The organism is Micromonospora sp. NPDC048830, from assembly GCF_043198215.1.
Taxonomy (GTDB): domain Bacteria; phylum Actinomycetota; class Actinomycetes; order Mycobacteriales; family Micromonosporaceae; genus Micromonospora.
This window is the reverse complement of record NZ_JBICUP010000056.1, coordinates 1-25,666: the sequence shown is the minus strand read 5'-3', so window position 1 is coordinate 25,666 and position 25,666 is coordinate 1. Positions and strand designations below refer to the sequence as shown.

The following is a 25,666-nucleotide window of genomic DNA, read 5'->3' as shown; positions in this document are numbered from 1 at the left end:
GGGGGTGCGGGCGTGACCGCCCACGGCCCGGTGCTGCCGATCTGGAGCTGCGGCGGCTGCGGCGCGCCCTGGCCCTGCCGGACCCGCCGACAGGAACTGCAAGCGGAGTTCGCGGACGCGCCGATGTCCCTCGCGTTGTACATGGGTGCGCAGTTCGCCCGTGCCGCCGAGGACCTGACGTGGGCACCCGCCGGCACCCTGCACCGCCGCTTCCTGGGCTGGCTGCGCTTCGGCCCGTCATCGGGCGCGTCGGTCCAGCCAGGCGACGACCACGGTGTGCGGCACGGTGAGCGCGGCGAGGAGGGCAACCGTCGCGGGCAGGACTCCCGCGGTCCCGGCGTGGCGGGTGAGCAGGGCGAAGGAGATCAGTACGGCCGCGGTGGGGGCCGCGGCGTGCAGGGCGAACCGGCGTAGCGGTGGGCCCAGTCGACCGGCCCGCAGGTGGGCGGTGTTCGCCGGGTCGGCGCAGAGCAGTCGCGCGATGTGCCGGAGCGAGTGCCACGCCGCGAAGTAGACCCCGAACGCCAGCGCGGGCGGGACGATCGCGAACACGGTGGCGAGGAGCCCGAGTCCGACGAGGTCGCTTCCGCGTCGACCGCGCACGTCCTGCACGGCGGTGACGGCCATCGCCGACACCGTGAGGACCAGGGCGACGGCGCGTACCTCGCTGGTGAGCAGCACGGTGGACCCGGCGGCGACGCGCTCCAGCAGTTGGTCCACCTGGTCGCGCCACAGCACGAGGGGGAACACCACCGGCGGGGCGCCGTAGGCGAGGACGCCGTGCGGGCGTAGTCGCATCCGCCGGCCGTCCCGCTCGGCCCGGAACGCCTCGTCGCCGGCGCCGAAGTGCGCGACGGCGAGGACCAGGAAGCCCAGCAGGACCGCGGCCGGTGCGGCGCGGTAGGCCAGCAGCCCGGTGCCGGCCACGGCGGCGTAGCCGAGCGGCAGGCTCACCCGTCGGCTCCACCGGCGCGCCTTCATCGAGAGCCAGGCGGGGATCAGGTGGTCGACGGCACCGTGCGGAAGCCCGAGCAGCAGCCCCAGCAGCGCCGGGATCGGCGTGGACGCTGCCGCCTCGGCCTGGGTGGGCAGGTAGAGGGCGAGTACGGCGAGCAGCGCGAGGATGCCGGCGGTATCGGCGCGGAGCAGCACCGCCCGACGGGGGTCCGCCCGACGCGCAGGGCCGGGGTCGGGCCGGTCGAACGGGCGAGGCAGCCTGCTGTTGCCGGTGGCCGGGCCGACCTCCGCCCCGTGCGCGATGGGCTGGCCGTTCACGCCAGCGTGACTTGGCCACGGTCGGACATCGCGCGGAGCCGGCCCACGTCGACGATGCCCCAGCCGACCTTCATGAGGGCCGACAGGACGACGAAGAGGACCGTAGTGGTGTGCTCATCGATGATCTCGACCCCGGGCGGCCCCAGGATCCAGACCACCGGGAAAGCTAGCCAGAGCAGGGACAGCAGCAGTGCGACGACGACGAAGTGGGCGGCCATCGGGGCGGGCTGCCGTTCCGCGTCGGCCCGTAGCGGCCCCCAGATCAGGCCCAGGACGAGCGCGAGCGCGGCCATCCCGATTCCGTAGCTGGTGTAACGGGCCGTGGTGCTCTCCATGGCCTCGGCGACCGGTCCGGCGAGGATCATCGGGAAGGTCCACACGATGAGCGCCGTCACCAGGCCTATCCGCTTCTCGGCGACGGCGTGCGTGGCCGTGAGCACGAGCGAGAACACCAGCAGCGGTGCGGTGACGATCCAGTCGGCGTAGTGCGTCCAGTCCATGGTGTGGCCTGCGATGGCCGTCCGGCCGGCACCGAGCGCCGCGACCGCGTGCCAGATTGCCGACCATGCCAGGATGACGAACACCACCCGATACTCGGACTGGGGAACTCCTTTCGGGTCGCGGCTCCATCGGACGAACAGCAGCATGGCGGCGGCGCACAGGATGACGTACGACCACAGCCACCACTCGGACACGTGTGCTCCTCGACCTCGGCCGGCGTACGGCGACAGCGGCACCCGCTGGTCAGACACCGCCGCCCCGGCATGTGTCCACCGGCACCGGGCACGCCGAGGTCCCCCCGCAAGCCGGGCAACTCCGCGAGTTTATTCCGGTTTAGAGCTGGCGTATGCCATTAGTCCGCATTCGGGCCACCGTCTCAGTGCCAGGCGGCCTCGACGAGGGCCGGCAGGACCCGGGCGGCGGGCCCGCGCAGGTTCACGTCGGCGACCGGATCGAGCGGCGTCTCCTGCGGGTTGACCTGGATGACCGCGGCGCCGAAGCGGGCGGCCACCTGCGGGATCTCCGCGGCGGGGTACACCAGGCCGGAGGTGCCGACCGTCAGCAGCAGGTCGCAGGAGGACGCCGCCTCGACGGCGGACTCGAACACCGCCTCCGGCAACGCCTCGCCGAACCACACCACGCCCGGCCGGACGGGCGCCGAGCAGCGCGCGCACCCGGGCGGCGTCGCCCGCCGACCGTCGGCCGGCTCGTCCGCCGGCCCGTCGGGCAGGGGCGCCGGATGCGCGCAGGCCGAGCAGCGGGGCGTGAACAGGCTGCCGTGCAGGTGCAGCGGCGCGGGGGATCCCGCGCGTTCGTGCAGGTCGTCGACGTTCTGGGTGACGACGACGCTGCCCGGGACCCGAGCCTCGATCGCCGCCACGGCCTCGTGTCCCGCGTTCGGCCGGACCCGCTGGGCCAAGCCGCGCCGCCACTCGTACCAGCCCCACACCAGCGCCGGGTCGTCCTGGAACGCCTCCGGCGTGGCGAGCGCCGCGGCGTCGAAGCGTTCCCACAGGCCGGTGAGGGCGTCGCGGAAGGTCGGCACACCGCTCTCGGCCGAGATGCCCGCGCCGGTGAAGATCACCACCCGCCGGGCCTGTCGCAGCAACGTCGCCGCCTCGGACGGTACGAGGTCTCCCATGCCGTTCCCTTCCCCGCGGCGCGGACGGGCCCCGCGCCGGGACGAGTCTCACAGTCCTTCGGTGCCGTCCGCCACAGCAATTTCGGCGCCCGACCTGGTCGCCCCGGCCGGCACGCCGCCGGCCCGTGCCTCCCTCCGGCCAGCCCCGCGGCGTGCGTGCTCTCCGACCGGCCCTACCGGCCCGGCAGCCTGGTGCACTACCGCTTCGGCGTGTACGGCGGGGTGCCGATGCTGAGCAACGACGGGATGCGCGAGGCGATGCTCGTGGCCCCCGACGGGAGCCTGGTTCCCGACCAGCGCAAGGCGTGGTTCACCCCGCCGGGCTGGGCGCCCCGGGACCCGTTCGCTCCCGTCGACCCCACCCCGGCCGAGACCGGCGGCGCCCCGCGGCCGGTGCTGCTCAACGGGCGCTACCGGGTGCACCAGGTGATCCGGCACGACTTCCCCGGCAGCGTGTACCGCGCGACGGACCAGTCCACCGGAGCGGCCGTGATCGTCAAGCAGGCCCGCCCGCACGCCGGCGCCGACATCTTCGGCGGAGAGGTGCGGGACCGCCGGCGGCACGAGACGGAGATGCTCCGGCGATTCGCCGCCACCGGGTTCACCGCCCGGTTGGTCGACCTCTTCGAGCAGCAGGGCGACCTGTTCCTCGTCCAGGAGCAACTGCCGGGCGCCACGCTGCGCCAGTGGGTGTCGACGACCGTGGTACCGGACGACGGCGGCCCCGCCTGGGGCGTACCGCTGCCGGAGGTGCTCCGGACCGCCCGCGACCTCGTCGACCTGATCCGGCGCGTACACCAGGAAGGTTTCGTCCTGCGGGACCTCAGTCCCAACAACATCATGGTCACCGACGACGGCCTGCGCCTGATCGACCTGGAGGCGTTCGTACCCGTCGGCGCGACCGTACCCCGGCTGTTCACCCCCGGCTACGGCGCGCCGGAGCAGACCGGCGGCGCTCCCGTCGGGCCCGTGCCGGTGACCGCGGACCTGTACGCGCTCGGCGCTGTCCTGTTCCACCTGGCCAGCGCCGTCGACCCGGTGCTGGTGCGCGACGACGCCGGGGACAGACCGCGGCAGGACCGGCTCGGCCGGTGGCTGGACCAGCTGGCGGCGCGCAACCCGGCAGCCCGGCGTCTCGCCCCCGTCATCCGGGCGCTGACCCGCGACGACCCCGACCGGCGGCCCCGGATCGACGAGGTGGCCGCGGCGCTGGCCGGGGACGACCCGGAACCGGTGCGGGTCGACGCGCCGGACCGGCCGGTGGACCGCGTCGGCCAGCGGGCGCACGCCGACGTCCTCGACCTGAAGCAGCTCGTCGCGGACGCGACCGACCACCTGGTCGCCACGATGAGGCCGGAGGGCTCCCGGCTCTGGGCGCCGGGGCCGAGCGGGGCGAAGACCGATCCCCTCAACGTCCAGCACGGCGCGGCCGGGGTGCTCGGGGTACTCGTCCGGGCCTACCAGGCGGAACCCGACGAGGCCCTGCGGACGGCGGTGGCCGGCGCGGCGGACTGGATCAGCCGGCGGATCTGCCACGAGTCCCGGCTCCTGCCCGGGCTGCACTACGGCCGGTCCGGTACCGCGTGGGCGCTGCTGGAGGCCGGGGAGACGCTCGGCGCCGCGCGGCTGACGGAGCTGGCCGCCGACCTGGCCGCGCGGGTCCCGCTGCGCTGGCCCAACCCGGACGTCTGCCACGGCACGGCCGGAGCCGGCCTCACCCAGCTGCGGATGTGGGAGGTGACCGGCCGGGACGTGTTCCTGGACCGGGCCGGGCAGGCCGCCGAGGCGCTCGCGGACGCCGCGCACGAGCGCGACGTCCTGCTGCTCTGGCCCGTCCCGCCCGAGTTCCCCTCCCTGCTGGCCGGCGCAGCCCACTACGGCTTCGCGCACGGCGTGGCGGGCGTGGCATCGTTCCTGCTGGCCGTCGGCAGGGCGACCGGCAACGAGAGGTACCTGGACCTCGCGGCGCGGGCGGGACGGACGCTGCGCTCGGTCGCCGAGGTCAGCGGGGGCAGCGCCAGGTGGGCCAGCAGTCCCAAGGGCGGTCAGCTGCTCACCCACTGGTGCAGCGGCTCCTCGGGGATCGGCACGTTCCTCGTCCGGCTGTGGCGGCACGACGGCGACGACCGGTGGCTGGACCTGCTCGACCAGGCGGCCCGCGCGGTCCACGGATCCCGGTGGCACGCCGGGCCCGGCCAGTGCCACGGGCTCGCCGGGGACGGTGAGTTCCTGCTCGACCTCGCCGACGCGTCCGGCGACGAACGCTACCGCAGTTGGGCCGAGGACCTGGTGACGAGCAGCTACGTGCAGAACGTCCTGCGGGACGGTCGCGTGGTGCTCCCCGACGAGAGCCGCAACAGCGTGCTGGCCGAGTTCAGCGCCGGCATGGCGGGCGTGCTCGCGCTGCTGCTGCGACTGCGGGACGGCGGTCCCCGGCTGTGGCTGCCCGAGACGTTCGCCCGGATCCGCTGAGCGCCGGCCACCGACGCGACGGCGCCGCGACTTCCGCGCCCGGCCACCGTGGCCGGCGCGGCGGGAAACCACGACGGAAGGAGGTGATTGTCATGGAGATGGACATCAACGCCCTCCAGCTGCTGGAGGAGGAGCAGGTCGACGAGTACGGCCGCTTCCCGTGCACCGACGCGTCCTGCTCGGCCGCGACCTGCGACACGGTCGCGAGCTGCGGGGTCACCCGCCGCGGTGCGGCGCGTGCGGGTGGGCGTGCCGGGCGAGCGCCACCGCGCCGGCGACGGCGAGCAGGAAGCCCAGCACCGCCACCGGCGCGAAGCCGGGCCGCACCCGGTCGCCGAGCAGCAGCCAGCCGACCACCGCCGGCACGACGGTCTGCCCGACCGTGGACGACGCGGAGGCGACGGTGACCGTCCCGCGTTGCAGCGCGGCGGCATAGAGCAGCAGTCCGACGAAGCCGGCCAGCACGATCGCGTAGGTGGCCGGACTCGTGGCCACGGCGCTCACCGAGTCCGCCCGGCCGATCAGCCGGGCGCCGAAGGCCGCGGAACCGAACGACAGCCCGGCCAGCACCCCCGGCACGCCGGCACCGCGCATCCGGGGGCTCGCCAGGTACGCCACGACGGCGAGCGCGAGCACCTCACCGAGCAGCCCCCAACCGGCCGCGGCCGGCACCGCGACCGGCGGCCCGGCGGCGGCGGACAGCAACAGCAGCACCAGGCCGGCGATGACCCCGCCGATCGCCACCCAGTCCCGGGCGTCCAGACGGACGCGCAGCGCCACCATGGCGACGAGCGCGACGATGCTCAGGTTCGCCGCCACCACCGCCTGCACGACGAAGACCGGCAGGGTCCGCAGCGCGGTGAAGGTGAGGACGGAGGTCACGCCGTCCAGCGCCAGCCCGGCGGCGTACGGGGCGTTGCGCACCAGCCGGAAGAAGAGCCTGGGGTCGACGTGTCTGGTGGCCGCGATCCGACGCGCACCGATGGACTGCAGGATGGCGGCGGTGGCACTGCACAACGCGGCAAGGATCGCCAGGCCGAAGCCAAAGCTCACTTCAACGCGTCGCGGGCCGCGGCCGAGCCGGCGGGAAGAACCCGGTTCGCGGTGTCGGAGACCGCGGCACTGACCTGGTCGGCCAGTCGGGCCGAGCTTCCGCCCGCTGCCCTCAGTCGGTCCAGGCCCATGCCGGCCAGGACCACGGCCGCGGTGAGGTAGCCGGCGGTCAGTCCCGCCGCGGCCAGCCTCCTCGGCAGGAACGCCTCCAGCGCGCGGAGCGCCGTCGTCGAGGCCGCCCCGACGCCCAGCACCGCGCACCCGCCGGCAGCGGCCAGGAGCAGGAAGGCGAGCCCGGCGGGGCGCGCGGCGTCCGTCAACTGCGCGCGCACCGCGCGTGCCTCCTCGCGTACCACCGCGGCCACGTCCTGCGCCAACCGGTCGGTCGCACTGCCGGACCTCCCGGGGCCACCGGACTGCTGTGCTGCGGCGTCGCCCATCGCGCCTCCCCCTCGGCTCGTGTCGGCGCCGCTGCGTACCCCGAAATCCCGCGGGCATGCCCGCGGGATCGGGCGCGGGTAGCGTCACGGCATGTACTCGACGCAGGTCTCGCGCCGCATCCGGGCTCCCCGCCACCTGGTCTACCGGGCGCTGCTCGACGCCGACGCGATCGCCCGGTGGCGGGTGCCGGCCGGCATGAGCAGCCAGGTCCACGAGTTCGACCCCCGCGAGGGGGGCTTGTTCCGGGTCTCCCTCACCTACGACGCCGGTGACGGCACCGGCAAGTCGGGAGCGCACACCGACACCTACCGCGGCCGCTTCCGGAAGCTGGTGCCGGACGAGCAGGTGGTCGAGGAGTTGGAGTTCGAGACCGACGACCCCGCGCTGCGCGCCGTAATGACCATGACCACCACCCTGGCCGACGCGGGCGGTGGCACGGAGGTGCTCATCGTGCACGAGGGCATTCCCGACGCCATTCCCGCCGCCGACAACGAGTCCGGTACCCGGATGGCCCTGGCGAACCTCGCCCGGCTCGTGGAGGCGAAGCCGCAGGCCGACGCCTGACCCGGAGCCCGCCCGCTGTCCCCGGGTCACGGTGGGCCCGCCTTCGCGGGCCGCGCCGACGCGGGTCAGACCTGGTCGGCCGCGACGGGTGCCGGCGCTGTAGCCGACCAGCGGCGCGGGACCGCCGACGACCTCCTCCAGGAACGTGACGGTGTCCCGGGCCATGAGCTCGACGGTGATCGGGCCCGGCACGTCGGCGGTGTGCCCGTGCCCGCGCCGCTCGGGCGTCAACACCCGGAACCGCCCGGCCAGCGCGTCGAGGTTGCCGGTGAAGTCCCTGCTGTCGCTGAGCCCGCCGTGCGCACGCTTCGCGAGCCTGTAGGAGCACCACCGGCTCGCCGTCGCCGTGCTCGTCGTACCACGTGCGCACGTCGCCGAGTTGTACGTGACCGGCCATCTCGTCCCCTCGTCCTCAGGTCCCGCCCGGCGATCGGCGCCGGGCTTCCACCCTATGGACGAACGGACGAGGCGAGATCCATCGGTGCCCGGGACGACGGGGCCGGCGCCGAGCCGGCCGGTCGCGCGAGAAGCGTTACTTCGGTCCCGAATCCCACCCGCGCCCGTCCACGGCTCCCTACGCTCCAGATATACGGGGCTTTCGACCGCCGTCGAGGCGGCGCATCGAGGGGGACAGCAGTGACCGACGCTGGAACGAGCCGGGAGCGGATGGCGCTCGCGGAGATCAGCCGGATCGCGACCGCGGCGGCAGCATGGGGAGGGCCTGGCACCGTTACCGGAGACGGACAGGGCGCCGCCAGCCAGGATTGGAACTGCCGGATCATGCCGCTGCCCCCTCGCCTGCAGGAGCACTCGGCGCGGCTCGCCATCCGGATCAACCCCGCGAACGCCCCGCTGCGGGAGCAGCCAGCCGATGGTGCGGTGATCAGCCCGCCGCAGCGGCTCGTCGTCCTGGTCGGAAAGTACTGGGGTGCCACACCGCGCGTCCTGTCGGTCAGTTTCATGGAGTCCACTCCGCCGGACCTGCGCGCGCGGATCCTCTCGCACATGAACGCCTGGGGAACCAGCGTCACCTTCGCCGAGACCGGCGGGGTCGGCGACGTACGTATCTCCCGCGGACCAGGCGGCTACTGGTCGAACCTCGGTACTGACATCACTCTCGTGCCGCCGTCGGTGCAGACGATGAACCTCGACGGGTTCACGATGAGCACCAGCGAGGCCGAGTTCCGCCGCGTCGTCCGACACGAGACCGGTCACACCCTGGGCTTCCCCCACGAACATCTGCGCAGAGAACTGGTGCAACGAATCGACCCGTCGAAGGCGTACGCGTTCTACCTGGCCTGTTGTGGCTGGACACAAGACATGGTCGACACCAACGTGCTCACACCCCTGGAGGAGAGCGCGATTCTCGGCACGCCCGTCGACCAGCACTCGATCATGTGTTACCCGATCCCGAGCAGCATCACCAGGGACGGATCGCCGATCCCGGGCGGAGCGGACTTCAGCGGGTGGGACCTCACCTTCGCCCGCACCATCTACCCGCCGTCGGTCGCCCCCGGTCAGGCCGGCGCGGGCGGCATGGCGGCCGCGATGGACTGGGACCCCGCCCAGGATGTCGCCGTCCCGGTGTGAGCCGCTCGACCACATCGGACGCCCCCGACGGACGGGCAGCGGCCACGGCCCGACTGATCGAACTCCGGCACGACGCGTCCTCCACCGCCCTCAGCTCAGGCCTGCAACGGGTGGGGGCTCGCGGTGCCGCCTAGCCGTGACGGCACGCGCCGGGCCGCCTCACCCGCCGCAGCCCAAACTAGGACAAACAGGCGTTGGCTGCCGCAAGATGAACGGCATGGACCCACCGGGCGCCCCGTCCGACGGCGACGCCTCGCAGCGCCCGGCCGTAAAGCGAGGCGAGACCGTCCTGATCGCCGCGGCCGCGGCGATCGGGGGCTTCCTCTTCGGTTACGACACCGCGGTGATCAACGGCGCCGTCGACGCGATCCAGGCCGAGTTTCAGCTCTCCGCGCTGGTCCTGGGGGCCACCGTGTCCATGGCCCTGGTCGGCAGCGCGGTCGGCGCCTGGTTCGGCGGCCCCCTGGCGGACCGGATCGGGCGGGTACGGGTAATGCTGATCACCGCGATCGTGTTCGCGGTCAGCGCCTCCGGCTCGGCGCTCGCGGTGGGGCCGCTCAGCCTCACCGCGTGGCGGGCCGCCGCCGGACTGGCCGTGGGGGCCGCCAGTGTGATCGTGCCCGCCTACATCGCCGAGATCGCCCCTGCAGAGAAGCGGGGACGGTTCGGCTCCCTGCAGCAACTCGCCATCGTGACAGGGATCTTCGCCGCACTGCTTGTCGACTATGCCCTGGCCGCCTCGGCTGGTGGTGCCAGTAGCGACGTGCCGTGGGGCGGTCCGGCGTGGCGGTGGATGTTCGCCTCGGCTGCGATTCCCGCGGCGGTCTACGGCGTACTGGCGTTGCGGATACCCGAGTCCCCCCGCTACCTGGTCCGGCGCGGGCGCGGCGAGCAGGCCCGTGCGGTGCTGGAGCGCTATGTCGGTGACGGTGCACGCCTCGCGGAGATCCACCGCTCGCTCCAGGGCACGAAGGAGAACGTCGACCTGTCCGACCTCCGTGGCGCCACCGGTCGCGACCGACGGTTCGGCCTGTTACCGATCGTCTGGACCGGGATCATCCTGGCGGCGCTGCAGCAGTTCGTCGGCATCAACGTCATCTTCTACTACTCGACGACGCTGTGGCGCGCCGTCGGCTTCACCGAGGACGACGCGCTCGTGACCAGTGTGATCACGAGCATCATCAACATCGCGGGTACGTTCCTCGCGATCGTTCTCATCGACCGGGTCGGGCGCAAGCCGCTGCTGACCGTCGGGGCCGCCGGCATCGTCCTCACCCTGGCCACCCTCGCCTGGTGCTTCAGCCGCGCCACCGGGACGGGAGAGAACCTGATCCTCCCACCTGGCGTAGGCGTCGTCGCCCTCTTCGCGGCCAACCTCTACGTCGCGTTCTTCGCCACCAGTTGGGGGCCGACGCTCTGGGTGCTGCTCGGCGAGATGTTCAACAACCGGATCCGCGTCACGGCGGTCGCGGTCGCCGGGACCGCGCAGTGGATCGCCAACTGGCTGGTGACCATCTCGTTTCCCAGCCTCGCCAATGTCAGCCTGCCACTCACCTACGCCATCTACACCGCGTTCGCGGCCATCGCCCTCGTCTTCGTCCGACGGTTCGTCCGCGAGACCAAGGGGCGGGAACTGGAGGCGATGTAGGGGTTCGTCGGCACCGCTCCCCGCCTCTGCCCGTCGGCCAGTCCGCCCGGGACGGCACCGCGTCCCCGGCGAGCTCGGCCGCGCCCAGTCCGACCGGAGGCGGCCCCACGGCCACCGCCACGGCCCCGACCGCCGCGCCCGGCTGGCTGAACGACCCGGCGCAGGCGAAGGCGGCGGGCAGGGTGGGCGCGGGCGGGAACTGCGCGATTCCCGGCAGCTTCGGCCGTGCCGACAAGTGGAGCGTGGTGGACGTCTCGAAGCTGGGCGTCGTCGACCACGGCCTGGAGCTGCGGTGTGAGATCGACGGTGAACCGGCCGGAGTGCTCGGGGTCATGCGGGTGTGGGTGGGGCCGAGCGGGACCGACCCCCGCGGCGCCCTGGACACGTTCGTCCGCAGCTCGACCGTCGCGCCCCAGGACGTCGCCTACCGGGACGTCAAGATCGGCTCCTCCGACGGCGTCGAGGTGTCGTACCGCTCCGACGACCATGTCACCCGCGCCTTCGCGGCGCCCGCGCCGGGCCGGGTGGTGCTGGTGATCTGGGGCGGTGAGGCGGACGCCTTCGAAGCGGGCCTACCCGCCTACGTGCTCGCCCGCTCGACGGACGCCCCGGCCGGCTGATCCCCCAGGCGCCCGGTCAGCCGGTGGCGGGCTGTCGTGCCGCCGCCCGCCACCGGCTGACCGTGGCCTCAGACGCGGGTGATGCGGATCGCGTCGGCCACGACGTACCCGGTCCCGCTGGTCCACCGGCTCACGCCCACCTTGTCACCGTCGCCGGCGGCCAGCGTGAACACGCCGAGTGACACCCACTGGCCCCCGTTGACGCGCTGGTTGACGCGAACAGACTGGTTGCCGCCGGTGGTGGCCACGATGTACGGGGTCGAGTCGTTGTATCCGGAGTTGGTTGGGTACCAGACCGAGACCTCGTAGCTCGCGGTCGCCGGCAGGTCCGCCTTGTACCAGGCGACGTCGCTGGCCGAGACCGGGGTGGCGAAGCGGTAGTCGGGCCCCATCCGCTGGCTGGAGTAGGTCGAGGTGCCCCAGTTCGCGCTCGCCGTGAACCGGCCCGTGGTGGAGTTGTCGACCGTGACGCTGAACGCCGGCGGTGGCGTGGCGCCGGCCGACACGTCCAGGTAGTCACGGTCGATGTAGATCCGCACGCCGCCCCAGGTCTCGTTGGTGTCACCGGTGTACTGGTGGATGCGCTGGTGGTTGGCGTAGTACGCGTCCGGGCAGTAGTCGCCCGCGTCGGTGTCCGCCACACCGTTCCACCAGCCGAAGAAGAGATGGTCGACGCGGGTGTAGCGGGAGTCGTTGTAGGCGCCGCACAGGTCCCGGACACCGGAGGAGCCGCTGGAGTACATGCCGGACAGGTAGCCGAGCGCGTGCAGCCGTTCGGTCCAGCCGGACAGGTACGACAGCACCGCGGCCCTGCAGGACTCACTCGACGGGTAGTGCTCGATGTCGCTGTAGATCGCGCTTCCGGCGGGGATGCCCAGCGCCTGGGCGGCGGTCACCGCGCTGGTGGCCCGGGCGGCGCCCTGGCTCCTGGCCGTCGCCGGGTCGTACGACATCTTGGGCGTGCGGGTGCCGCACGGGGCCTGGTAGTCCAGCTCGATGGGGATCAGGCGCCAGCCGTTGTTGGTCTGGTTGGTCACCCAGGTCGCGGTCAGGTTGGGCTGGGCGCAGGATCGGCTGGAGCCGCTGATGTAGACGCCGACCGCGCGGTAGGGCGAGCTGGCGCGCCACGCGTCCATGGTCGACTGGGACGGGGCGGTGCACGTGTCGAAGCCCTTGCCGGTGTACGTGCCCGGCTGCGGCCCGGCCGCCGCCATCGTCACCGGGGCGGACGTCGGCGCCGGCTGAACGGTGTCCGGGGATGCCGGGGTGGCGTCCCGGCCGAGGCTGGCGGTAGCCAGGACCCGGCGGACCGCCGCTTCGGTGTCCCTGGTGTGCACGGCCGTGACCAGTACGCCCGCGTCGCGGACCGCGACCTGGATGGCGTCGTCGCGGGACGTCAGCCTGTCCGCGGTCGCCCTGCCCCTGGCGGTGACGGCGGTGTCCGCGGTGAGGCGGTCGGTGGCGACGGCGTCGATCGGCTCGATGATCAGTCCTGCCGTACGCCCGACCGGGTCGGTGGGGCACCACGGCTCGTCACCGGGGCGGCCCAGGTAGACGGCGGGACGGTCGAACCGTACGCATGCGTGTGGATCGGTGGACAGGTCGACGACCTGCCAGTCGGCGGGTACCACCACGCGGTAGCCGTGGTAGCTGATGGCCCGGTCGTCCCGGGGTGGCCGAGGCCGGTGTGGCCACCAGCGCCCAGGCGACGACGGCGGCCGCCACGCCGGCCATGACCTGTTTCGTCTTCATCGGAGCCTCTCGTCGTCAATTTCTTTCGCTCAGGGCGCGCCCATTCGAGCTTTCCTGCCATTGACGAGCGTCGTTAGCCAGAGGCTGGGCGACACACCCGCCCGGCCGATGGGCGAGGGGCCCGACGGGTGGCCGGCGCCGTGATCGACTCCATGGCGGCGACATGAGCGCATCCGCGTCTCGACTCTTCGAGATCTTGGTGAGAATCGGCCCCTCCGGGGGCCGATTCTCACCAAGATCTCCGGCCGACCCGTCAGGCCGGCGGGCGGCCCGGGGCCGCCAGCCGGCGGGTCAGCAGAACCAGCCATCCTGGACCCAGCCGCGCCGGTTGATGTACCCGTAGGCGAAGCCGTAGACGTAGCCGCCGCTGCGGGGCCCCTCGACGAGGAACGTCTGCCCCCGGTAGAGGGTGCCCAGCCACGCGCCGTTCGGGTCGGTGCGGACGTAGAGGGTCTCAGCGCACACCGTCTCGCGTTCGCCGATCGCGCCGTAGGCGGCCTGCGCCTGCGCCGGGAGGGCGAGGGCTCCCGCCGCCGAGGCGGCGGCCAGCGCCGCGACGACGCGACGGGCTCTCCGGGTCACCATGAGTCGTACCCCCCGATGCACTCGATGCGCATGTAGCCCCAGTCGTTGGGACCGAAGTCGAAGGTCGCGGCCCACCCGCTGTACACCGGGTGCACGTTCGGCGTGTGTCCGATCTTGTCGCCGTACGGCAGCACCCGCTTGAGGCCGTACGGGCCGCTGGCGGAGTTGTAGTTGGCGTAGAAGCTGGCGCTCTGGCAGATGTTGATGGCGTGCCGGGGCACCACCGTCTCGGCCTGGGCGGCGGTGCCGGCCAGCGGGGCCAGGAGGATTCCGGCGCCGAGCGCGGCGGCCAGGCGCAGTGACGATCGAGGCATATGTCCTCCACCAGGTCTCGGATGAGCGGACACACTACCAGAAACTTCGACAGTGGTCGATATATCCGGCCCTGCGGCCAACCGATCAGGAATCGAGAAGCGCAGGTCACGGCGCCAGAGCTAGCGTGGCGAGACGCACCGGGTCGATCGCGACCCACGCGACCTCAGGAGTGACCATGACCCGGCTCTTCCACCGTGCGGGAGCCCGCACGCGACGTCGGCGGCGGTCGTCTGGTGGCCACCGTCACCGACCCCGACGGCAACGTCCTCGGACTGCTTCAGGACCGGTGAGCGCCGACTGTCGGTCAGCCTGGCGCCCCGGCCGGGCGCGCCACCCCGGCCGCCACCGCCGATCAGGTAGACAGGGGGCCGGCGCCGCGACCGCGCCGAGGAGAAGAACCAGACACACCGCTCGAAGCCGGTCAGATCGAGGCAGGCGACGCCGACGGGGACCGCGAAGGCGGCACCGGCCGACAAAGGAGACACGATGAGCACGGCCACGAGGACGGACACCCAGCCGCCTGCGCTGCACGCCGCCGACAGCCACGACCTGATCCGCGTACTGGGTGCGCGCGAGAACAACCTCAAGGACGTCAGCGTCGAGATCCCGAAGCGCCGCCTCACGGTGTTCACCGGCGTCTCCGGCTCGGGCAAGAGCTCGCTGGTGTTCGGCACGATCGCGGCGGAGTCGCAGCGGCTGATCAACGAGACCTACAGCGCCTTCGTGCAGGGATTCATGCCGACGCTGACCCGGCCCGAGGTCGACGTGCTCGAAGGGCTGACGACCGCGATCATCGTCGACCAGGAGCGGATGGGCGCCAACCCCCGCTCCACCGTCGGCACGGCCACCGACGCCAACGCGATGCTGCGCATCCTCTTCAGCCGGCTCGGGGAGCCACACATCGGCCCGCCCAACGCGTACTCGTTCAACGTCCCCTCGGTGAAGGCCAGCGGCGCGATCACCGTCGAGCGCGGCGCCGGCAGGACGAAGACCGAGAAGGCCACCTTCACCCGCCTCGGCGGCATGTGTCCGCGCTGCGAGGGCATGGGCTCGGTCACCGACTTCGACCTGTCCGCGCTGTACGACGACAGCCTGTCGCTCAACGAGGGCGCGCTCACGATCCCCGGCTACAGCATGGACGGGTGGTACGGCCGCATCTTCCGCGGCTGCGGGTTCTTCGATCCGGACAAGCCGATCCGCAAGTACACGAAGAAGGAGTTGCACGACCTGCTCCACAAGGAGCCGACCAAGGTCAAGGTCGACGGCATCAACCTCACCTACGAGGGGCTGATCCCGAAGATCCAGAAGTCCATGCTCGCCAAGGACCCGGAGGCGATGCAGCCGCACATCCGCGCCTTCGTGGAGCGGGCGATCACCTTCACGACCTGCCCCGACTGCGGCGGCACCCGGCTCAGCGAGGCGGCCCGGTCGTCGAGGATCAGGGGCATCAACATCGCCGACGCCTGCGCGATGCAGATCAGCGACCTGGCCCGATGGGTCCGCGACCTCGCCGAGCCGTCGGTGGCGCCGCTGCTCACCACGCTGCAACAGACCCTCGACTCGTTCGTGGAGATCGGGCTCGGCTACCTCAGCCTCGACCGCCCGTCGGGCACGCTGTCGGGCGGCGAGGCGCAGCGCACCAAGATGATCCGCCACCTCGGGTCGTCGCTCACCGACGTCACCTACGTCTTCGACGAGCCGACGATCGGGCTGCACCCGCACGACATCCAGCAGATGAACGACCTGCTGCTGCGGCTGCGGGACAAGGGGAACACGGTGCTGGTGGTGGAGCACAAGCCGGAGACGATCGCGATCGCCGACCACGTCGTCGATCTCGGCCCGCGCGCCGGCACCGAGGGCGGCGAGGTGGTGTTCGAGGGCACCGTCGAGGGGCTCCGGGCCTGTGGCACGCTCACCGGCCGGCACCTGGACGACCGCGCCTCGCTGAAGCCGTCGGTGCGGACGCCGTCGGGGGCGCTGCGGGTACGCGGCGCCAGCACCCACAACCTGCGGGGCGTCGACGTCGACATCCCGCTCGGCGTGCTGGTCGTCGTCACCGGGGTGGCGGGCTCGGGCAAGAGCTCACTGATCCACGGCTCGGTGTCCGGGCGGGACGGGGTGGTGTCGATCGACCAGGGTGCGATCCGCGGCTCGCGTCGGAGCAACCCGGCGACGTACACCGGCCTGCTCGACCCGATCCGCAAGGCGTTCGCGAAGGCCAACGGCGTGAAGCCGGCACTGTTCAGCGCCAACTCCGAGGGTGCGTGCCCGACCTGCAACGGTGCCGGCGTCATCTACACCGACCTGGCGATGATGGCCGGCATCGCCACCGTCTGCGAGGAGTGCGAGGGGAAGCGGTTCCAGGCATCGGTGCTGGAGTACCACCTCGGCGGCCGCGACATCAGCGAGGTGCTCGCGATGTCGGTGACCGAGGCCGAGGAGTTCTTCGGCGCCGGCGAGGCGCGCACGCCGGCGGCCCACGCCGTCCTCGGCCGGCTCGCCGACGTCGGCCTCGGCTACGTCAGCCTCGGCCAGCCGCTCACCACGCTCTCCGGCGGCGAGCGGCAGCGACTCAAGCTGGCCACCCACATGGCCGAGAAGGCCGGCGTCTACGTCCTCGACGAGCCGACCACCGGCCTGCACCTCGCGGACGTCGCGCATCTGCTCGGCCTGCTCGACCGGCTCGTCGATTCCGGCAGGTCGGTCATCGTCATCGAGCACCACCAGGCGGTCATGGCGCACGCCGACTGGATCATCGACCTCGGCCCCGGCGCCGGCCACGACGGCGGCCGGGTCGTCTTCGAGGGCGCCCCCGCCGACCTCGTCGCCGCCCGCTCCACCCTCACCGGCGAGCACCTCGCGGCCTACGTCGGCAGCTGACCGGGATCCTCACGGGCACCGTGGGACGGGTCCTCCGATCCGTCCCACGGGACCGGCGGCGGCACCGCGGGCGCGCGGGGCGGGTCCACGGGGTCGAGCGGGCGCGCACGTGGCAGGATTTCGCAGGTGACCAGCAGATTCGGGGCGGAGCAGCGCCTGAGCGACCTCGTCCGGCTGCGCCGCGTCCGCGACCGGATCGACCGGGAGTACGCGCAGCCGCTGGACGTCGAGGCGCTCGCCCGTGGCGTGCACATGTCGGCCGGGCACCTCAGCCGCGAGTTCCGGCGCGCCTACGGTGAGTCGCCGTACGCCTACGTGATGACGCGGCGCGTGGAGCGCGCGATGGCGCTGCTGCGCCGTGGCGACCTCAGCGTCACGCAGGTCTGTTTCGCGGTCGGCTTCTCGTCGCTGGGCACCTTCAGCACCCGCTTCACCGAGCTGGTCGGGGTGCCGCCCAGCACCTACCGGCGCGAGGCGGCGCGCGCCACGGCGGGGATGCCGTCGTGCGTGGCGAAACAGGTGACCAGACCCGTCAGAAACCGGGAGGCGGTCACGGATCCCCAACTAGGGTGACCGGCATGAAGATCACCATTCACGCGAGCTTCCTCCCGCAGAACGACCCGGACGCCGCCCTGGCCTTCTATCGCGACGCCCTCGGCTTCGAGGTCCGCAACGACGTCGGGTACGGCGGGATGCGCTGGATCACCGTCGGCCCCGCCGATCAGCCCGGCACGTCCATCGTCCTGCACCCGCCGGCCGCCGACCCCGGCGTCACCGACGACGAGCGCCGCACCATCGTCGAGATGATGGCCAAGGGCACCTACGCCGGCATCCTCCTGGCGACCGCCGACCTCGACAGCACCTTCGCCCGGCTGCGGGCCAGCGGCGCCGAGGTCGTCCAGGAGCCGATCGAGCAGCCGTACGGCGTTCGCGACACCGCCTTCCGCGATCCCGCGGGCAACCTGGTCCGCATCCAGGAACTGCGCTGAGCCGTCCGGCGATCGGGGCCACCGTCACGCGCGGCGTGACCTGGCGACGCCGGCGGCGACGAGCCGCGCCAGCGGCAGCGCGACGAGTACCAGCAGCCCGCCGCCCGGCGAGGCGAACGTGACCAGGGTCGCGACCGCCAACGTCACCGACAGGGCCACCGGCTGCAGCAGCGCCGGCGACCTCCGCGGCTCGTTCGGCGCGCGCAGCCCGGGGTGCCTGCGGACCCACCAGGTCTGGGCGAGCGCGATCAGGCTGACGACGAGCAGGTTGCTGAGGTAGAAGACGGCGGAGTCGGCGCGCAGCCGGGTCTCGACGAACAGCCGTGCGGTGGGGAACGGCAGGAAGACCACCGCCAGCAGCCAGCCGGTGTTGAGCAGGAGCAGCGGCTCGTCGTAGTCGACGAGCCGCTCGTACAACTGCCGGTGGGTGTGCCAGAACAGTGCGATGGCCAGGAACGACACCGCGAAGGAGAGGATGTCGCCCAGGTGCCGGGCGATCAGGTCGGCCACGGACTGCCGGGCGGTGCTGGCGTCGGCGAAGTCGACGAGGGGAAGCACCAGCGCGGTCAGGGCGATGGCCACGATCGCGTCGGTGAGGTTGATGGTCCGCTGCAGCGTACGGTCGCGGCGCCGGTCGTCGTCGGGGCGCCGGCGCGGGCCGGCTCCGACCGAATCGTCGTCCATGCCCTGATTGTGACGACCGAGTCGGCTCCGTCGGGCCGGGCGGGAAATCCGGGCCGGGACAGAACCGCGCCACCGTCGGCTGCTTCGGCGGCTCCGCCCCGGGCGATCCCGACGGCGCGCGCCCCCGCCCCCGCTGCGGCCCTGGCGCTGCTCGGCGGGTTCGCCGTCACCGCCTCGGCGGCCGTTGGCCGGGGGCGAGACCGGCCGGGCCGGGGGCGAGACCGGCCGGGCCGGGGCAGTTGAGGGCGCCGGGGGCCGGTGCCGCCCGGCCCCGTGGGGGTCAGCCATAGGGCCGCGTTATGGATCCTTTGCTATATCCATCGCCATAGATGGCGCTTGTAGGCTCCGTCCTAATGGTTCGGACCGACTCCCACCGGGACCCCGCCCGTGGGAGCGGCCAGAGCAAGGGAGGACCGGGAGATGACACTCCCCCACACCAGCCGCCGCCGGCTGGCTGCCTTCGGCGTCTTCACCGCCTCGGCCATGGCCGCCGCCATGATCGGCGGCCCGGCCAGCGCGGCCCCGGCCAGCGGTGAGATCCTGCACGCCGACGGCGCCGCCGCGGTCCCGGGCAGCTACATCGTGGTGCTCAAGGACAGCGCCGTCGGCGGTCGGGCGGGCACCCAGGAGGCCGCCGTGGCCGCCTCGGCCCGGAGCCTCGCCGCCCGCTACAACGCCACCCTCGGCCACGTGTACGGCACGGCGCTCAACGGCTTCGAGGCGCGGCTGTCGGAGCAGGCCGCCAAGCGGCTCGCCGCCGACCCGTCGGTGGCCTACGTCGAGCAGAACCAGACCGTGCAGGCGACCGCGACCCAGACCAACCCGCCGTGGGGCCTGGACCGGATCGACCAGCCGAACCGCCCGCTGTCGGCCACCTACAACTACACCACCACCGGCAGCGGCGTCACCGCGTACATCATCGACACCGGCATCCGGACCACCCACACCCAGTTCGGCGGCCGGGCCGTCGACGGCTACGACGCGATCGACGGCGTCCTGCCCGCCGCCGACTGCAACGGCCACGGCACCCACGTCGCCGGCACCGTCGGCGGCTCGACGTACGGCGTCGCCAAGAGCGTCCGGCTGATCGGCGTGCGCGTGCTCAACTGCGCCGGCAGCGGCACGTGGGCGCAGGTGATCGCCGGCGTCAACTGGGTCACCTCGCACCACCAGGCCGGCCAGCCGGCGGTGGCGAACATGAGCCTCGGCGGCGGCCTCACCAGCTCCCTGAACACCGCCGTGGCCAACTCGATCGCCGACGGCGTCAGCTACGCGGTGGCCGCCGGCAACAACGGCGCCAACGCCTGCAACTACTCGCCGGCCTCCGTCTCGACGGCGATCACCGTCGGCGCGACGGACAGCACCGACACCCGGGCGAGCTGGTCCAACTACGGCTCCTGCCTGGACATCTTCGCCCCCGGCGTGGGCGTCCTGTCGGGCTGGTACACCAGCGACACCGCCACCAACACCATCAGCGGCACCTCGATGGCCTCGCCGCACGTGGCCGGCGTGGTCGCCCGCGTGCTGCAGAGCAACCCCACCTGGTCGCCGGCCACGGTGCACTCCCACATCGTCTCCACCGCCACCGCCGGCGTGGTGATCAACCCGGGCACCGGCTCGCCGAACCGCCTGCTGTACCGCTCCCCCTCACTCTGATCCGATGACGATCCGCCGGCCCCGGGGCGACCACGCCCCGGGGCCGGTCCCGTTCGAGAGGACCGGACCATGCTCGCTCCTGGTATCCGGCGCCGGCGCACGCTGGCGCTCGCCCTCGGGGCCGCCCTCACGGTCGGCGCCGCCCTGACCGCCGGCCCGCTTCCGGCCGCCGCGTCGGGCCAGATCCGGCACGCCGACGGCCCCACCGCCGTGCCGGGCAGCTACATCGTGGTGCTGCGCGACGGCGTGACCGCCGGCACCGCCTCGGTCGCCGCCACGGCCGACCGCCTCACCGGCAGGTTCGGCGGCGCCCACGGCCACGTCTACGACGCCGCCATCCGGGGCTTCGAGGCCCGGCTGTCGGAGCCGGCCGCCCGCCGGCTGGCCGCCGACCCGGCCGTGGCGTACGTCGAACAGAACCACCTGGCCCCGCTGGCCGCCGGCGTGCAGCTCGACCCGCCGTCCTGGGGTCTGGACCGCATCGACCAGCGCTTCCTGCCGCTGGACCAGCGGTACGCCTACCCGAACACCGCGCCCGACGTGCGCGCCTACGTCGTCGACACCGGCATCCGGGCCACCCATGTCGACTTCCAGGGCTCGGTGGGCGGCGGGTACGACGCCGTCGACGGCGCCCTGCCCGCCGCCGACTGCAACGGCCACGGCACCCACCTCGCCGGTACGGTCGGCGGACACCTGCACGGCGTGGCCAAGGACGCCCGGCTGGTCCCGGTGCGGGTGCTCGACTGCTTCGGCAGCGGCAGCTACGCCCAGGTTATCGCCGGGGTGGACTGGGTGACCCGGAACGCGGTCAAGCCTGCGGTGGCGCTCACGGGCGTCGGCGGCAGCGCCAGCACGGCCCTGGACTCGGCGATCACCAACTCGATCAACTCGGGCATCACCTGGGTCGTCGTCGCGGGCAGCTCGAACAGCAACGCCTGCAACTTCTCCCCCGCGCGGGTGCCGGCAGCGCTCACCGTGGCCGGCACCGGGCCGACCGACGCCCGGATGGGCTCCGGCAACTACGGCTCCTGCCTCGACCTGTTCGCCCCCGGCCAGGGCATCACCTCGACCTGGAACACCAGCGACACCGCGACCAACACGATCAGCGGCACCTCGATGGCCGCCGCCCACGTCGCCGGCTGCGTCGCGATGGTGCTCTCGGCGCACCCGACCTGGACACCCGCCCAGGTGGTCGCCCACCTCCTGGCCAACGCCACCACCGGCGTGGTCGGCAACCCGGGCACCGGCTCGCCCAACCGGCTGCTCTACTGCGGCACCGTCTGACACCTGCCGCCCCGGCGCCGTCCGGCGACGGTGCCGGGGCGCGGTACCGGCCCGGAGCCGCCCCGACGGCCCCCTCGCCGCACGCGCCGGGCCGACCGCCGCAGCAACCGCTATCGCCCGTCGAAACCGCAGCTCCCGGTGGGGTCGGGCCGCCCGGCTGCCGGGTGGTCTCCACCGCCCACCGCAAGATCCGCGCAGTTTCACGGGAAGTGCGGCCCCAGGCCGCGTCGAGGCCGCACTTTCCGGGAAACTGCGCGGATCTTGGGGGCGGCCCCCACGCCTCCGGGCCCGCCGGTTACCCGTGCCGGCGTGGCCCGGCTCGACCGGCCCGACCTCGCCTCCTGCCCCGTCCCGCACTGCCGCAGACCTCCCACGGTCACCTGTCGCCACCGTAGCCAGGCCGGGCAACCTCGGTGTCTCCCGTCAGCCGGGCGACTCCCCGGGAACCAGGTCCCGGACGTGCCGCAGCCCGGGCTTCCCGCTCAGCAGCACCTCCCCCACGGGGGATGCCATGTGGCACAGGCCGGCGGCCTGCTCCGCCAGCAGCGCGGCGTGCCGCGCGGCGAACCCGGCGAAGTAGGCGTCGCCCCGGTCCGGCACCGACCGCGCGAAGTACGCCCGGTTCTCCCGCTCGAAGCGGAGCAGAGCCGGGGCGTGGTGTTCGGCGAGGCGGTGCGGCTCGGGCATCCCGCCACCCTAGGGCGGGCGTCCACGCAACGGGAACTGGCTCGCCCACCGGGGGCCGGGTCCTGGGACGATCGGATCCGCGAGTCCGGCACGCGGGAAGGCGGTAACGCAGCATGGGAAAGACGTACGAGCACATCACCGGGCGACTGCGCGACTTCATCGGGGCGCAGCCGATGTTCTTCACGGCGACCGCGCCGCTCGCCGCCACCGGCACGATCAACCTGTCGCCCAAGGGGCTGGCGGGCTCCTGGGCCGTCCTGGACGAGCTCACCGTGGCGTACCTCGACTTCGCCGGCAGCAACGCCGAGACCATCGCGCACCTGCGCGAGAACGGCCGGATCACGCTGATGTGGTGCGCCTTCCAGGGGCCGCCGAACATCGTGCGGGTGCACGGCCGCGGCGAGCCGGTGTTCCGCGACGACCCGCGGTGGGCGGAACTGATCACCCACTTCCCCGCCGTCGACACCGGCTCGCACGGGCTGCGGGCGATCATCGTGGTCCGCGCGGAGCTGATCCGGGACACCTGCGGCTACGCCGTCCCGCTCATGTCGTACGACGAGGACCGCGACCTGCACGCGAGGCGGTTCGCGCGGGAGACCGACGACTCGCTCAGCGACTACTTCGCGGGGAAGGAACACGTCGCCACCAGCATCGACGGGTTGCCGGGCCTACCCCTCCCGCTGCCCCCGACACCGCCAGCCTCCCCGGGCGGGGAGGCTGGCGGTCGGAGACTGCCCGACGGGGAGACCCGGGTGTCGAGCTGATCAGAGGTAGTTGAACACCGGAGGGAAGACCAGGACCACGATCCAGGCCCAGACCGCGTACACCGGGAGGTAGTTGGTCTGCCAGCGCTCCAGCGCGGCGAACGGCTTGTGCCCGCGGACGAAACCCAGCACCAGCCACGCCGACCAGGCCAGGTTGGCCAGCAGGACGACGTTCTCCCCGAGCGCCGCCGCCTTGTTGGGGGTGGTGCCGTACTCGGTGATGCGCCCGGTGATCTCCACCAGCACCAGCACGTCGATGGCCAGCGCGCTGAGCACCAGGGCGAACTGCAGCTTGTCGAACAGGCCGGGCGGGGCCAGCGGGTCGCGGGCCGACATCGAGTAGAGCAGCAGCCCGAGGACCACCACCAGCAGGAGGTCGAACAGGATCAGCGCTTCCCGTTCGACGTCGATGCCGGCGCGCGTCCAGGCGTAGGCGACGAGGAAGGCCAGCAGCGCCGCGGTGAACAGCGGCGTGAACAGCCGCGTGAGGACCGGGGCGATGTTCTCGACGACACTCTGCTTGGCCTCGACGAGCCATCCGGCCACCACCGTCGCGGCGGCGGCCCCGCAGGGAACCAACCACTGCGAGACGAAGCCCTCCGGGGAGATCCCGATGGCCTCGAAGGTCTGAAACGTGAACGCGGTCAGCACGCCGCCGCCGAGGGCGATGAGGACGTAGTAGACGAACCACTCGCCGGTGAAGCGGATGAAGTCCATGCGTCGTCGGGACGAGCGCAGGTCGTCGGCGACATACGCCACCCCGACCACGAGCCACAGCGCGATGGGCAGATGGATGCTGGTCAGGACCACCGACTGGGAGTCCTCCGCGAGCGGATAGGCGTTGGCGGCGACGGCGCCGAGCGCGAACAACGCGAACAGCACCCCGATCACCGCCCTCGTGGCACGACGGCGCCAGGCCAGGAAGGCCGCCAGCCAGGGCAGCGCGAGCAGGGCCGCGTTGGGACCGTAGAACGCGGCGTCGTCCTGCAGGCTCATCCCGAACAGCTCGGGCACCTTGACGGACGCTGCCGCGCCCACCGCGCAGACGACCATCGCGGTGAGGTCGCGCCGCGACCGGGAATCCGCCGCCGGGTTGTCGGTCTCGCCGGTCAGCACCAGTTGCTTCCACAACCGCTCCGAGTGCTCCCGGGCGAACTCGCGGGACAGCTCGTCCAGGCTGCCCATGCGTTTGACCGCGACCAGGAACGCCTCGTCGGGGCGCAGGCCGGCGGCGACGAGCTCGTCGACGGAGCCCCGCAGATGATCTTCGAGTTCCTCGGTGTCGGACCGCCGCAGCTCTCGGCGGCGCTGCACGTAGTGACGCCACTGCGCGAACTGGGCCTCCAGCTCGTCCTGGCCGTCCTGCGCCGTCATGCCTGGCCCCCCATCGGGATCGCTCCGAACGGCCTGAAGTCGCCGGGGCCGACCCAGATCTCCTTGAGCGTGGCCACGACCGTGTCCCACTGGCGGCGTTGCTCCGCGAGCTCCGCCAGGCCCGTGTCAGTGATGCGGTAGTACTTGCGTCGGCGCTCGCCGGTCACCGACTGCCAGCTCGACTCCACGTAGCCGAGGCGCTCAAGCCGGTGCAGCAGCGGGTAGAGCAGCCCCTCGGTCCAGTCCAGCTCTCCACCCGACAGCTCATTGATCCTTCTCAGAATGGCGTATCCGTAGCTCTCCCCCTCGGCCAGGATGCCCAACACCATCGGTGTCGCCGAGGCAGCCACGAGATCCTTCGCGACCCTCACCAGACCTCCCACACTCCGTACCCTAGAACTGCCATGCATAGTACTGCTAGGTATCGGCGTGACGCCAGGGTCCCCGTGAGCGGATGAATGGAAACAGGACCAGCCCCGGCCCTACTCGGAGATCAGCCGACGGATCACCCGCCGAAGAACCCCGCAACGCGATCACGAAGCTCCCGGAACCGGCCCGCCCGGTCGCCGGCAGCGGCCGGCATGGCCAGGACGACGAGGCCCAGCGCGAGGACGACCAGGCCGCACCACGAGACGACCGGCAGGCGCTCACCGAGAACCGTGACGCCCAGGGCCGCCGCGACGGCGGGCTCGGCGAGGGTCAGCGAGGTGGCCACCGACGCGGAGGTGCGGCGCAGGCCGTACCCGAAGAGCCGGTACGCCAGATAGACGGTGACCAGGGCGAGGTACAGGGCGACCACGGCGCCTCGGGTGGTCCCGAGCCACCGCATGTCGGCGAGCGGGACGAGCGGCAGGACCAGCACCCCGGCCGCACCGAACAGGACGCCCATCACCGCGTCGGAAGGGTGGCCGCGCGTGATGAGCCTGCCGCCGATCAGCGAGTAAGCGGCGTACGACAGCCCGGCGCACGCGGCGAGGGCCACGCCTGTCAGGTCCACGGGCGTGGCACGCCCGGCAAGCTCTGGACCGAGCACCAGAAGGGCGCAGCCCAGCACGGCGGCCGCGGTCGCACCGGTCCAGCGTGCGGTCGGCCTGGCCTGCCCGGTGAGCCAGGACAGCAGGCCGGCGAAGACCGGCGCGCTGCCCAGGGCGATCACGGTGGCCACCGCCACGCCGGTCCGGGCCACGGCAGGGTAGAAGGTCAGCGGATACCCGGCCACCGCCGGCGCGCCCAGGAGAAGCAGCCACCGCTCGGGGCCGGTGCAGGTGGCGGGCAACGAGCGGGCGCGTCTAGAGGCAACGTCGCTCGGTTAAGGCGTTGTGGCGGCTGTCGAGGGGTGTGTCGCTCAGGCAAACAGAAGCGGAGTTCCGGTATTGAGGTGAGTCACTCCA

General features: G+C 72.7%; 25 protein-coding genes. 12 read left to right on the top strand and 13 right to left on the bottom strand.

Features of this window, described 5'->3' with window-relative positions; genetic code table 11:
- Window positions 1-237: 237 nt before the first annotated feature.
- From ACGFIZ_RS30305 to ACGFIZ_RS30295, 3 genes are all read right to left on the bottom strand, one after another.
- Window positions 238-1,275 (bottom strand): Brp/Blh family beta-carotene 15,15'-dioxygenase, encoded by a 1,038-nt coding sequence (locus ACGFIZ_RS30305; protein ID WP_393425448.1) that lies wholly within the window; start codon window positions 1,273-1,275, stop codon window positions 238-240.
- Window positions 1,272-1,970, bottom strand: a complete 699-nt coding sequence (locus ACGFIZ_RS30300; protein ID WP_393425445.1) for a bacteriorhodopsin — start codon at window positions 1,968-1,970, stop codon at window positions 1,272-1,274. Before ACGFIZ_RS30300 ends, ACGFIZ_RS30305 begins: the two co-directional genes overlap by 4 nt.
- A 182-nt stretch (window positions 1,971-2,152) precedes the next feature.
- The gene (locus ACGFIZ_RS30295; RefSeq protein WP_393425442.1) at window positions 2,153-2,917 is read right to left on the bottom strand and encodes an NAD-dependent deacetylase; all 765 of its coding nucleotides are present in this window, start codon (window positions 2,915-2,917) and stop codon (window positions 2,153-2,155) included.
- Window positions 2,918-3,073: 156 nt separating this feature from the next.
- Here ACGFIZ_RS30295 and lanL point away from each other — a divergent pair, with 156 nt between their 5' ends.
- The gene (lanL, locus tag ACGFIZ_RS30290; protein WP_393425439.1) at window positions 3,074-5,389 is read left to right on the top strand and encodes a class IV lanthionine synthetase LanL; all 2,316 of its coding nucleotides are present in this window, start codon (window positions 3,074-3,076) and stop codon (window positions 5,387-5,389) included.
- 216 nt (window positions 5,390-5,605) lie between these two features.
- Here the strand turns inward: lanL and ACGFIZ_RS30285 are convergent, their stop codons facing one another.
- Window positions 5,606-6,442 carry a hypothetical protein gene (locus ACGFIZ_RS30285; RefSeq protein WP_393425437.1) on the bottom strand — a complete coding sequence of 279 codons (837 nt, stop codon included), beginning with the start codon at window positions 6,440-6,442 and terminating at the stop codon, window positions 5,606-5,608.
- Complete coding sequence (locus ACGFIZ_RS30280; protein ID WP_393425434.1) at window positions 6,439-6,882, bottom strand: phage holin family protein; 444 nt, start codon at window positions 6,880-6,882, stop codon at window positions 6,439-6,441. Before ACGFIZ_RS30280 ends, ACGFIZ_RS30285 begins: the two co-directional genes overlap by 4 nt.
- A gap of 91 nt (window positions 6,883-6,973) precedes the next feature.
- Here ACGFIZ_RS30280 and ACGFIZ_RS30275 point away from each other — a divergent pair, with 91 nt between their 5' ends.
- The 4 genes from ACGFIZ_RS30275 to ACGFIZ_RS30260 all read left to right on the top strand — a co-directional run bounded on the left by ACGFIZ_RS30275 (window position 6,974) and on the right by ACGFIZ_RS30260 (window position 11,305).
- Window positions 6,974-7,447, top strand: a complete 474-nt coding sequence (locus tag ACGFIZ_RS30275; protein ID WP_393425432.1) for an SRPBCC family protein — start codon at window positions 6,974-6,976, stop codon at window positions 7,445-7,447.
- 636 nt (window positions 7,448-8,083) lie between these two features.
- Window positions 8,084-9,037, top strand: a complete 954-nt coding sequence (locus ACGFIZ_RS30270) for a hypothetical protein (protein ID WP_393425429.1) — start codon at window positions 8,084-8,086, stop codon at window positions 9,035-9,037.
- A gap of 217 nt (window positions 9,038-9,254) precedes the next feature.
- Complete coding sequence (locus ACGFIZ_RS30265) at window positions 9,255-10,685, top strand: sugar porter family MFS transporter (RefSeq protein WP_393425426.1); 1,431 nt, start codon at window positions 9,255-9,257, stop codon at window positions 10,683-10,685.
- A gap of 26 nt (window positions 10,686-10,711) precedes the next feature.
- Complete coding sequence (locus tag ACGFIZ_RS30260) at window positions 10,712-11,305, top strand: lipoprotein (protein WP_393425493.1); 594 nt, start codon at window positions 10,712-10,714, stop codon at window positions 11,303-11,305.
- 68 nt (window positions 11,306-11,373) lie between these two features.
- Here ACGFIZ_RS30260 and ACGFIZ_RS30255 read toward each other — a convergent pair whose 3' ends face one another.
- From ACGFIZ_RS30255 to ACGFIZ_RS30245, 3 genes are all read right to left on the bottom strand, one after another.
- Window positions 11,374-12,939, bottom strand: a complete 1,566-nt coding sequence (locus ACGFIZ_RS30255) for a glycoside hydrolase domain-containing protein (protein WP_393425423.1) — start codon at window positions 12,937-12,939, stop codon at window positions 11,374-11,376.
- Window positions 12,940-13,348: 409 nt separating this feature from the next.
- Window positions 13,349-13,642 (bottom strand): hypothetical protein, encoded by a 294-nt coding sequence (locus ACGFIZ_RS30250; protein ID WP_393425420.1) that lies wholly within the window; start codon window positions 13,640-13,642, stop codon window positions 13,349-13,351.
- Window positions 13,636-13,956 (bottom strand): hypothetical protein, encoded by a 321-nt coding sequence (locus ACGFIZ_RS30245; protein ID WP_393425417.1) that lies wholly within the window; start codon window positions 13,954-13,956, stop codon window positions 13,636-13,638. The genes ACGFIZ_RS30250 and ACGFIZ_RS30245 overlap by 7 nt, the downstream gene beginning before the upstream one ends.
- A gap of 195 nt (window positions 13,957-14,151) precedes the next feature.
- Between ACGFIZ_RS30245 and ACGFIZ_RS30240 the strand changes: the two genes are divergently transcribed.
- The 4 genes from ACGFIZ_RS30240 (at window position 14,152) to ACGFIZ_RS30225 (ending at window position 17,826) form a co-directional block, all read left to right on the top strand.
- Complete coding sequence (locus ACGFIZ_RS30240; protein WP_393425415.1) at window positions 14,152-14,247, top strand: VOC family protein; 96 nt, start codon at window positions 14,152-14,154, stop codon at window positions 14,245-14,247.
- A 196-nt stretch (window positions 14,248-14,443) separates the two neighbouring features.
- Window positions 14,444-16,837, top strand: a complete 2,394-nt coding sequence (locus tag ACGFIZ_RS30235) for an ATP-binding cassette domain-containing protein (protein WP_393425412.1) — start codon at window positions 14,444-14,446, stop codon at window positions 16,835-16,837.
- A 126-nt stretch (window positions 16,838-16,963) separates the two neighbouring features.
- A complete protein-coding gene (locus tag ACGFIZ_RS30230) occupies window positions 16,964-17,410 on the top strand; it encodes a helix-turn-helix transcriptional regulator (RefSeq protein WP_347669725.1) in 447 nt (148 codons plus the stop codon).
- A gap of 5 nt (window positions 17,411-17,415) precedes the next feature.
- A complete protein-coding gene (locus ACGFIZ_RS30225) occupies window positions 17,416-17,826 on the top strand; it encodes a VOC family protein (protein WP_393425407.1) in 411 nt (136 codons plus the stop codon).
- Window positions 17,827-17,850: 24 nt separating this feature from the next.
- Here the strand turns inward: ACGFIZ_RS30225 and ACGFIZ_RS30220 are convergent, their stop codons facing one another.
- Window positions 17,851-18,510, bottom strand: a complete 660-nt coding sequence (locus ACGFIZ_RS30220) for a TMEM175 family protein (RefSeq protein ID WP_393425404.1) — start codon at window positions 18,508-18,510, stop codon at window positions 17,851-17,853.
- A gap of 420 nt (window positions 18,511-18,930) precedes the next feature.
- Between ACGFIZ_RS30220 and ACGFIZ_RS30215 the strand changes: the two genes are divergently transcribed.
- On the top strand, window positions 18,931-20,166 hold the full coding sequence (locus tag ACGFIZ_RS30215; RefSeq protein WP_393425401.1) for a S8 family peptidase: 1,236 nt from the start codon (window positions 18,931-18,933) through the stop codon (window positions 20,164-20,166).
- A gap of 69 nt (window positions 20,167-20,235) precedes the next feature.
- Window positions 20,236-21,450: a S8 family peptidase gene (locus ACGFIZ_RS30210; protein ID WP_393425399.1), complete on the top strand. Its 1,215-nt coding sequence runs from the start codon at window positions 20,236-20,238 to the stop codon at window positions 21,448-21,450.
- A 423-nt stretch (window positions 21,451-21,873) separates the two neighbouring features.
- Here ACGFIZ_RS30210 and ACGFIZ_RS30205 read toward each other — a convergent pair whose 3' ends face one another.
- The gene (locus ACGFIZ_RS30205; protein ID WP_393425397.1) at window positions 21,874-22,137 is read right to left on the bottom strand and encodes a hypothetical protein; all 264 of its coding nucleotides are present in this window, start codon (window positions 22,135-22,137) and stop codon (window positions 21,874-21,876) included.
- 113 nt (window positions 22,138-22,250) lie between these two features.
- Here ACGFIZ_RS30205 and ACGFIZ_RS30200 point away from each other — a divergent pair, with 113 nt between their 5' ends.
- On the top strand, window positions 22,251-22,901 hold the full coding sequence (locus ACGFIZ_RS30200; protein ID WP_347669733.1) for a pyridoxamine 5'-phosphate oxidase family protein: 651 nt from the start codon (window positions 22,251-22,253) through the stop codon (window positions 22,899-22,901).
- On the opposite strand, the gene ACGFIZ_RS30195 is transcribed toward ACGFIZ_RS30200, so the two are convergent.
- From ACGFIZ_RS30195 to ACGFIZ_RS30185, 3 genes are all read right to left on the bottom strand, one after another.
- The gene (locus tag ACGFIZ_RS30195; RefSeq protein ID WP_393425393.1) at window positions 22,902-24,275 is read right to left on the bottom strand and encodes a permease prefix domain 1-containing protein; all 1,374 of its coding nucleotides are present in this window, start codon (window positions 24,273-24,275) and stop codon (window positions 22,902-22,904) included.
- Window positions 24,272-24,646, bottom strand: coding sequence for a PadR family transcriptional regulator (locus ACGFIZ_RS30190; protein ID WP_393425390.1), 375 nt, complete (start codon window positions 24,644-24,646; stop codon window positions 24,272-24,274). Before ACGFIZ_RS30190 ends, ACGFIZ_RS30195 begins: the two co-directional genes overlap by 4 nt.
- 134 nt (window positions 24,647-24,780) lie before the next feature.
- Window positions 24,781-25,551 carry an EamA family transporter gene (locus ACGFIZ_RS30185; RefSeq protein WP_393425387.1) on the bottom strand — a complete coding sequence of 257 codons (771 nt, stop codon included), beginning with the start codon at window positions 25,549-25,551 and terminating at the stop codon, window positions 24,781-24,783.
- Window positions 25,552-25,666 lie beyond the last annotated feature (115 nt).

What these genes read in the sequence shown, in the direction of transcription:
- ACGFIZ_RS30265 (WP_393425426.1), top strand. Translation starts at nt 9,255, where the DNA reads ATGGACCCACCGGGCGCCCCGTCCGACGGCGACGCCTCGCAGCGCCCG.
- ACGFIZ_RS30195 (WP_393425393.1), bottom strand. Translation starts at nt 24,275, where the DNA reads ATGACGGCGCAGGACGGCCAGGACGAGCTGGAGGCCCAGTTCGCGCAG.
- ACGFIZ_RS30215 (WP_393425401.1), top strand. Translation starts at nt 18,931, where the DNA reads ATGACACTCCCCCACACCAGCCGCCGCCGGCTGGCTGCCTTCGGCGTC.
- ACGFIZ_RS30280 (WP_393425434.1), bottom strand. Translation starts at nt 6,882, where the DNA reads ATGGGCGACGCCGCAGCACAGCAGTCCGGTGGCCCCGGGAGGTCCGGC.
- ACGFIZ_RS30235 (WP_393425412.1), top strand. Translation starts at nt 14,444, where the DNA reads ATGAGCACGGCCACGAGGACGGACACCCAGCCGCCTGCGCTGCACGCC.
- ACGFIZ_RS30250 (WP_393425420.1), bottom strand. Translation starts at nt 13,642, where the DNA reads ATGGTGACCCGGAGAGCCCGTCGCGTCGTCGCGGCGCTGGCCGCCGCC.
- ACGFIZ_RS30205 (WP_393425397.1), bottom strand. Translation starts at nt 22,137, where the DNA reads ATGCCCGAGCCGCACCGCCTCGCCGAACACCACGCCCCGGCTCTGCTC.
- ACGFIZ_RS30275 (WP_393425432.1), top strand. Translation starts at nt 6,974, where the DNA reads ATGTACTCGACGCAGGTCTCGCGCCGCATCCGGGCTCCCCGCCACCTG.
- ACGFIZ_RS30295 (WP_393425442.1), bottom strand. Translation starts at nt 2,917, where the DNA reads ATGGGAGACCTCGTACCGTCCGAGGCGGCGACGTTGCTGCGACAGGCC.
- ACGFIZ_RS30245 (WP_393425417.1), bottom strand. Translation starts at nt 13,956, where the DNA reads ATGCCTCGATCGTCACTGCGCCTGGCCGCCGCGCTCGGCGCCGGAATC.
- ACGFIZ_RS30210 (WP_393425399.1), top strand. Translation starts at nt 20,236, where the DNA reads ATGCTCGCTCCTGGTATCCGGCGCCGGCGCACGCTGGCGCTCGCCCTC.
- ACGFIZ_RS30225 (WP_393425407.1), top strand. Translation starts at nt 17,416, where the DNA reads ATGAAGATCACCATTCACGCGAGCTTCCTCCCGCAGAACGACCCGGAC.
- ACGFIZ_RS30220 (WP_393425404.1), bottom strand. Translation starts at nt 18,510, where the DNA reads ATGGACGACGATTCGGTCGGAGCCGGCCCGCGCCGGCGCCCCGACGAC.
- ACGFIZ_RS30200 (WP_347669733.1), top strand. Translation starts at nt 22,251, where the DNA reads ATGGGAAAGACGTACGAGCACATCACCGGGCGACTGCGCGACTTCATC.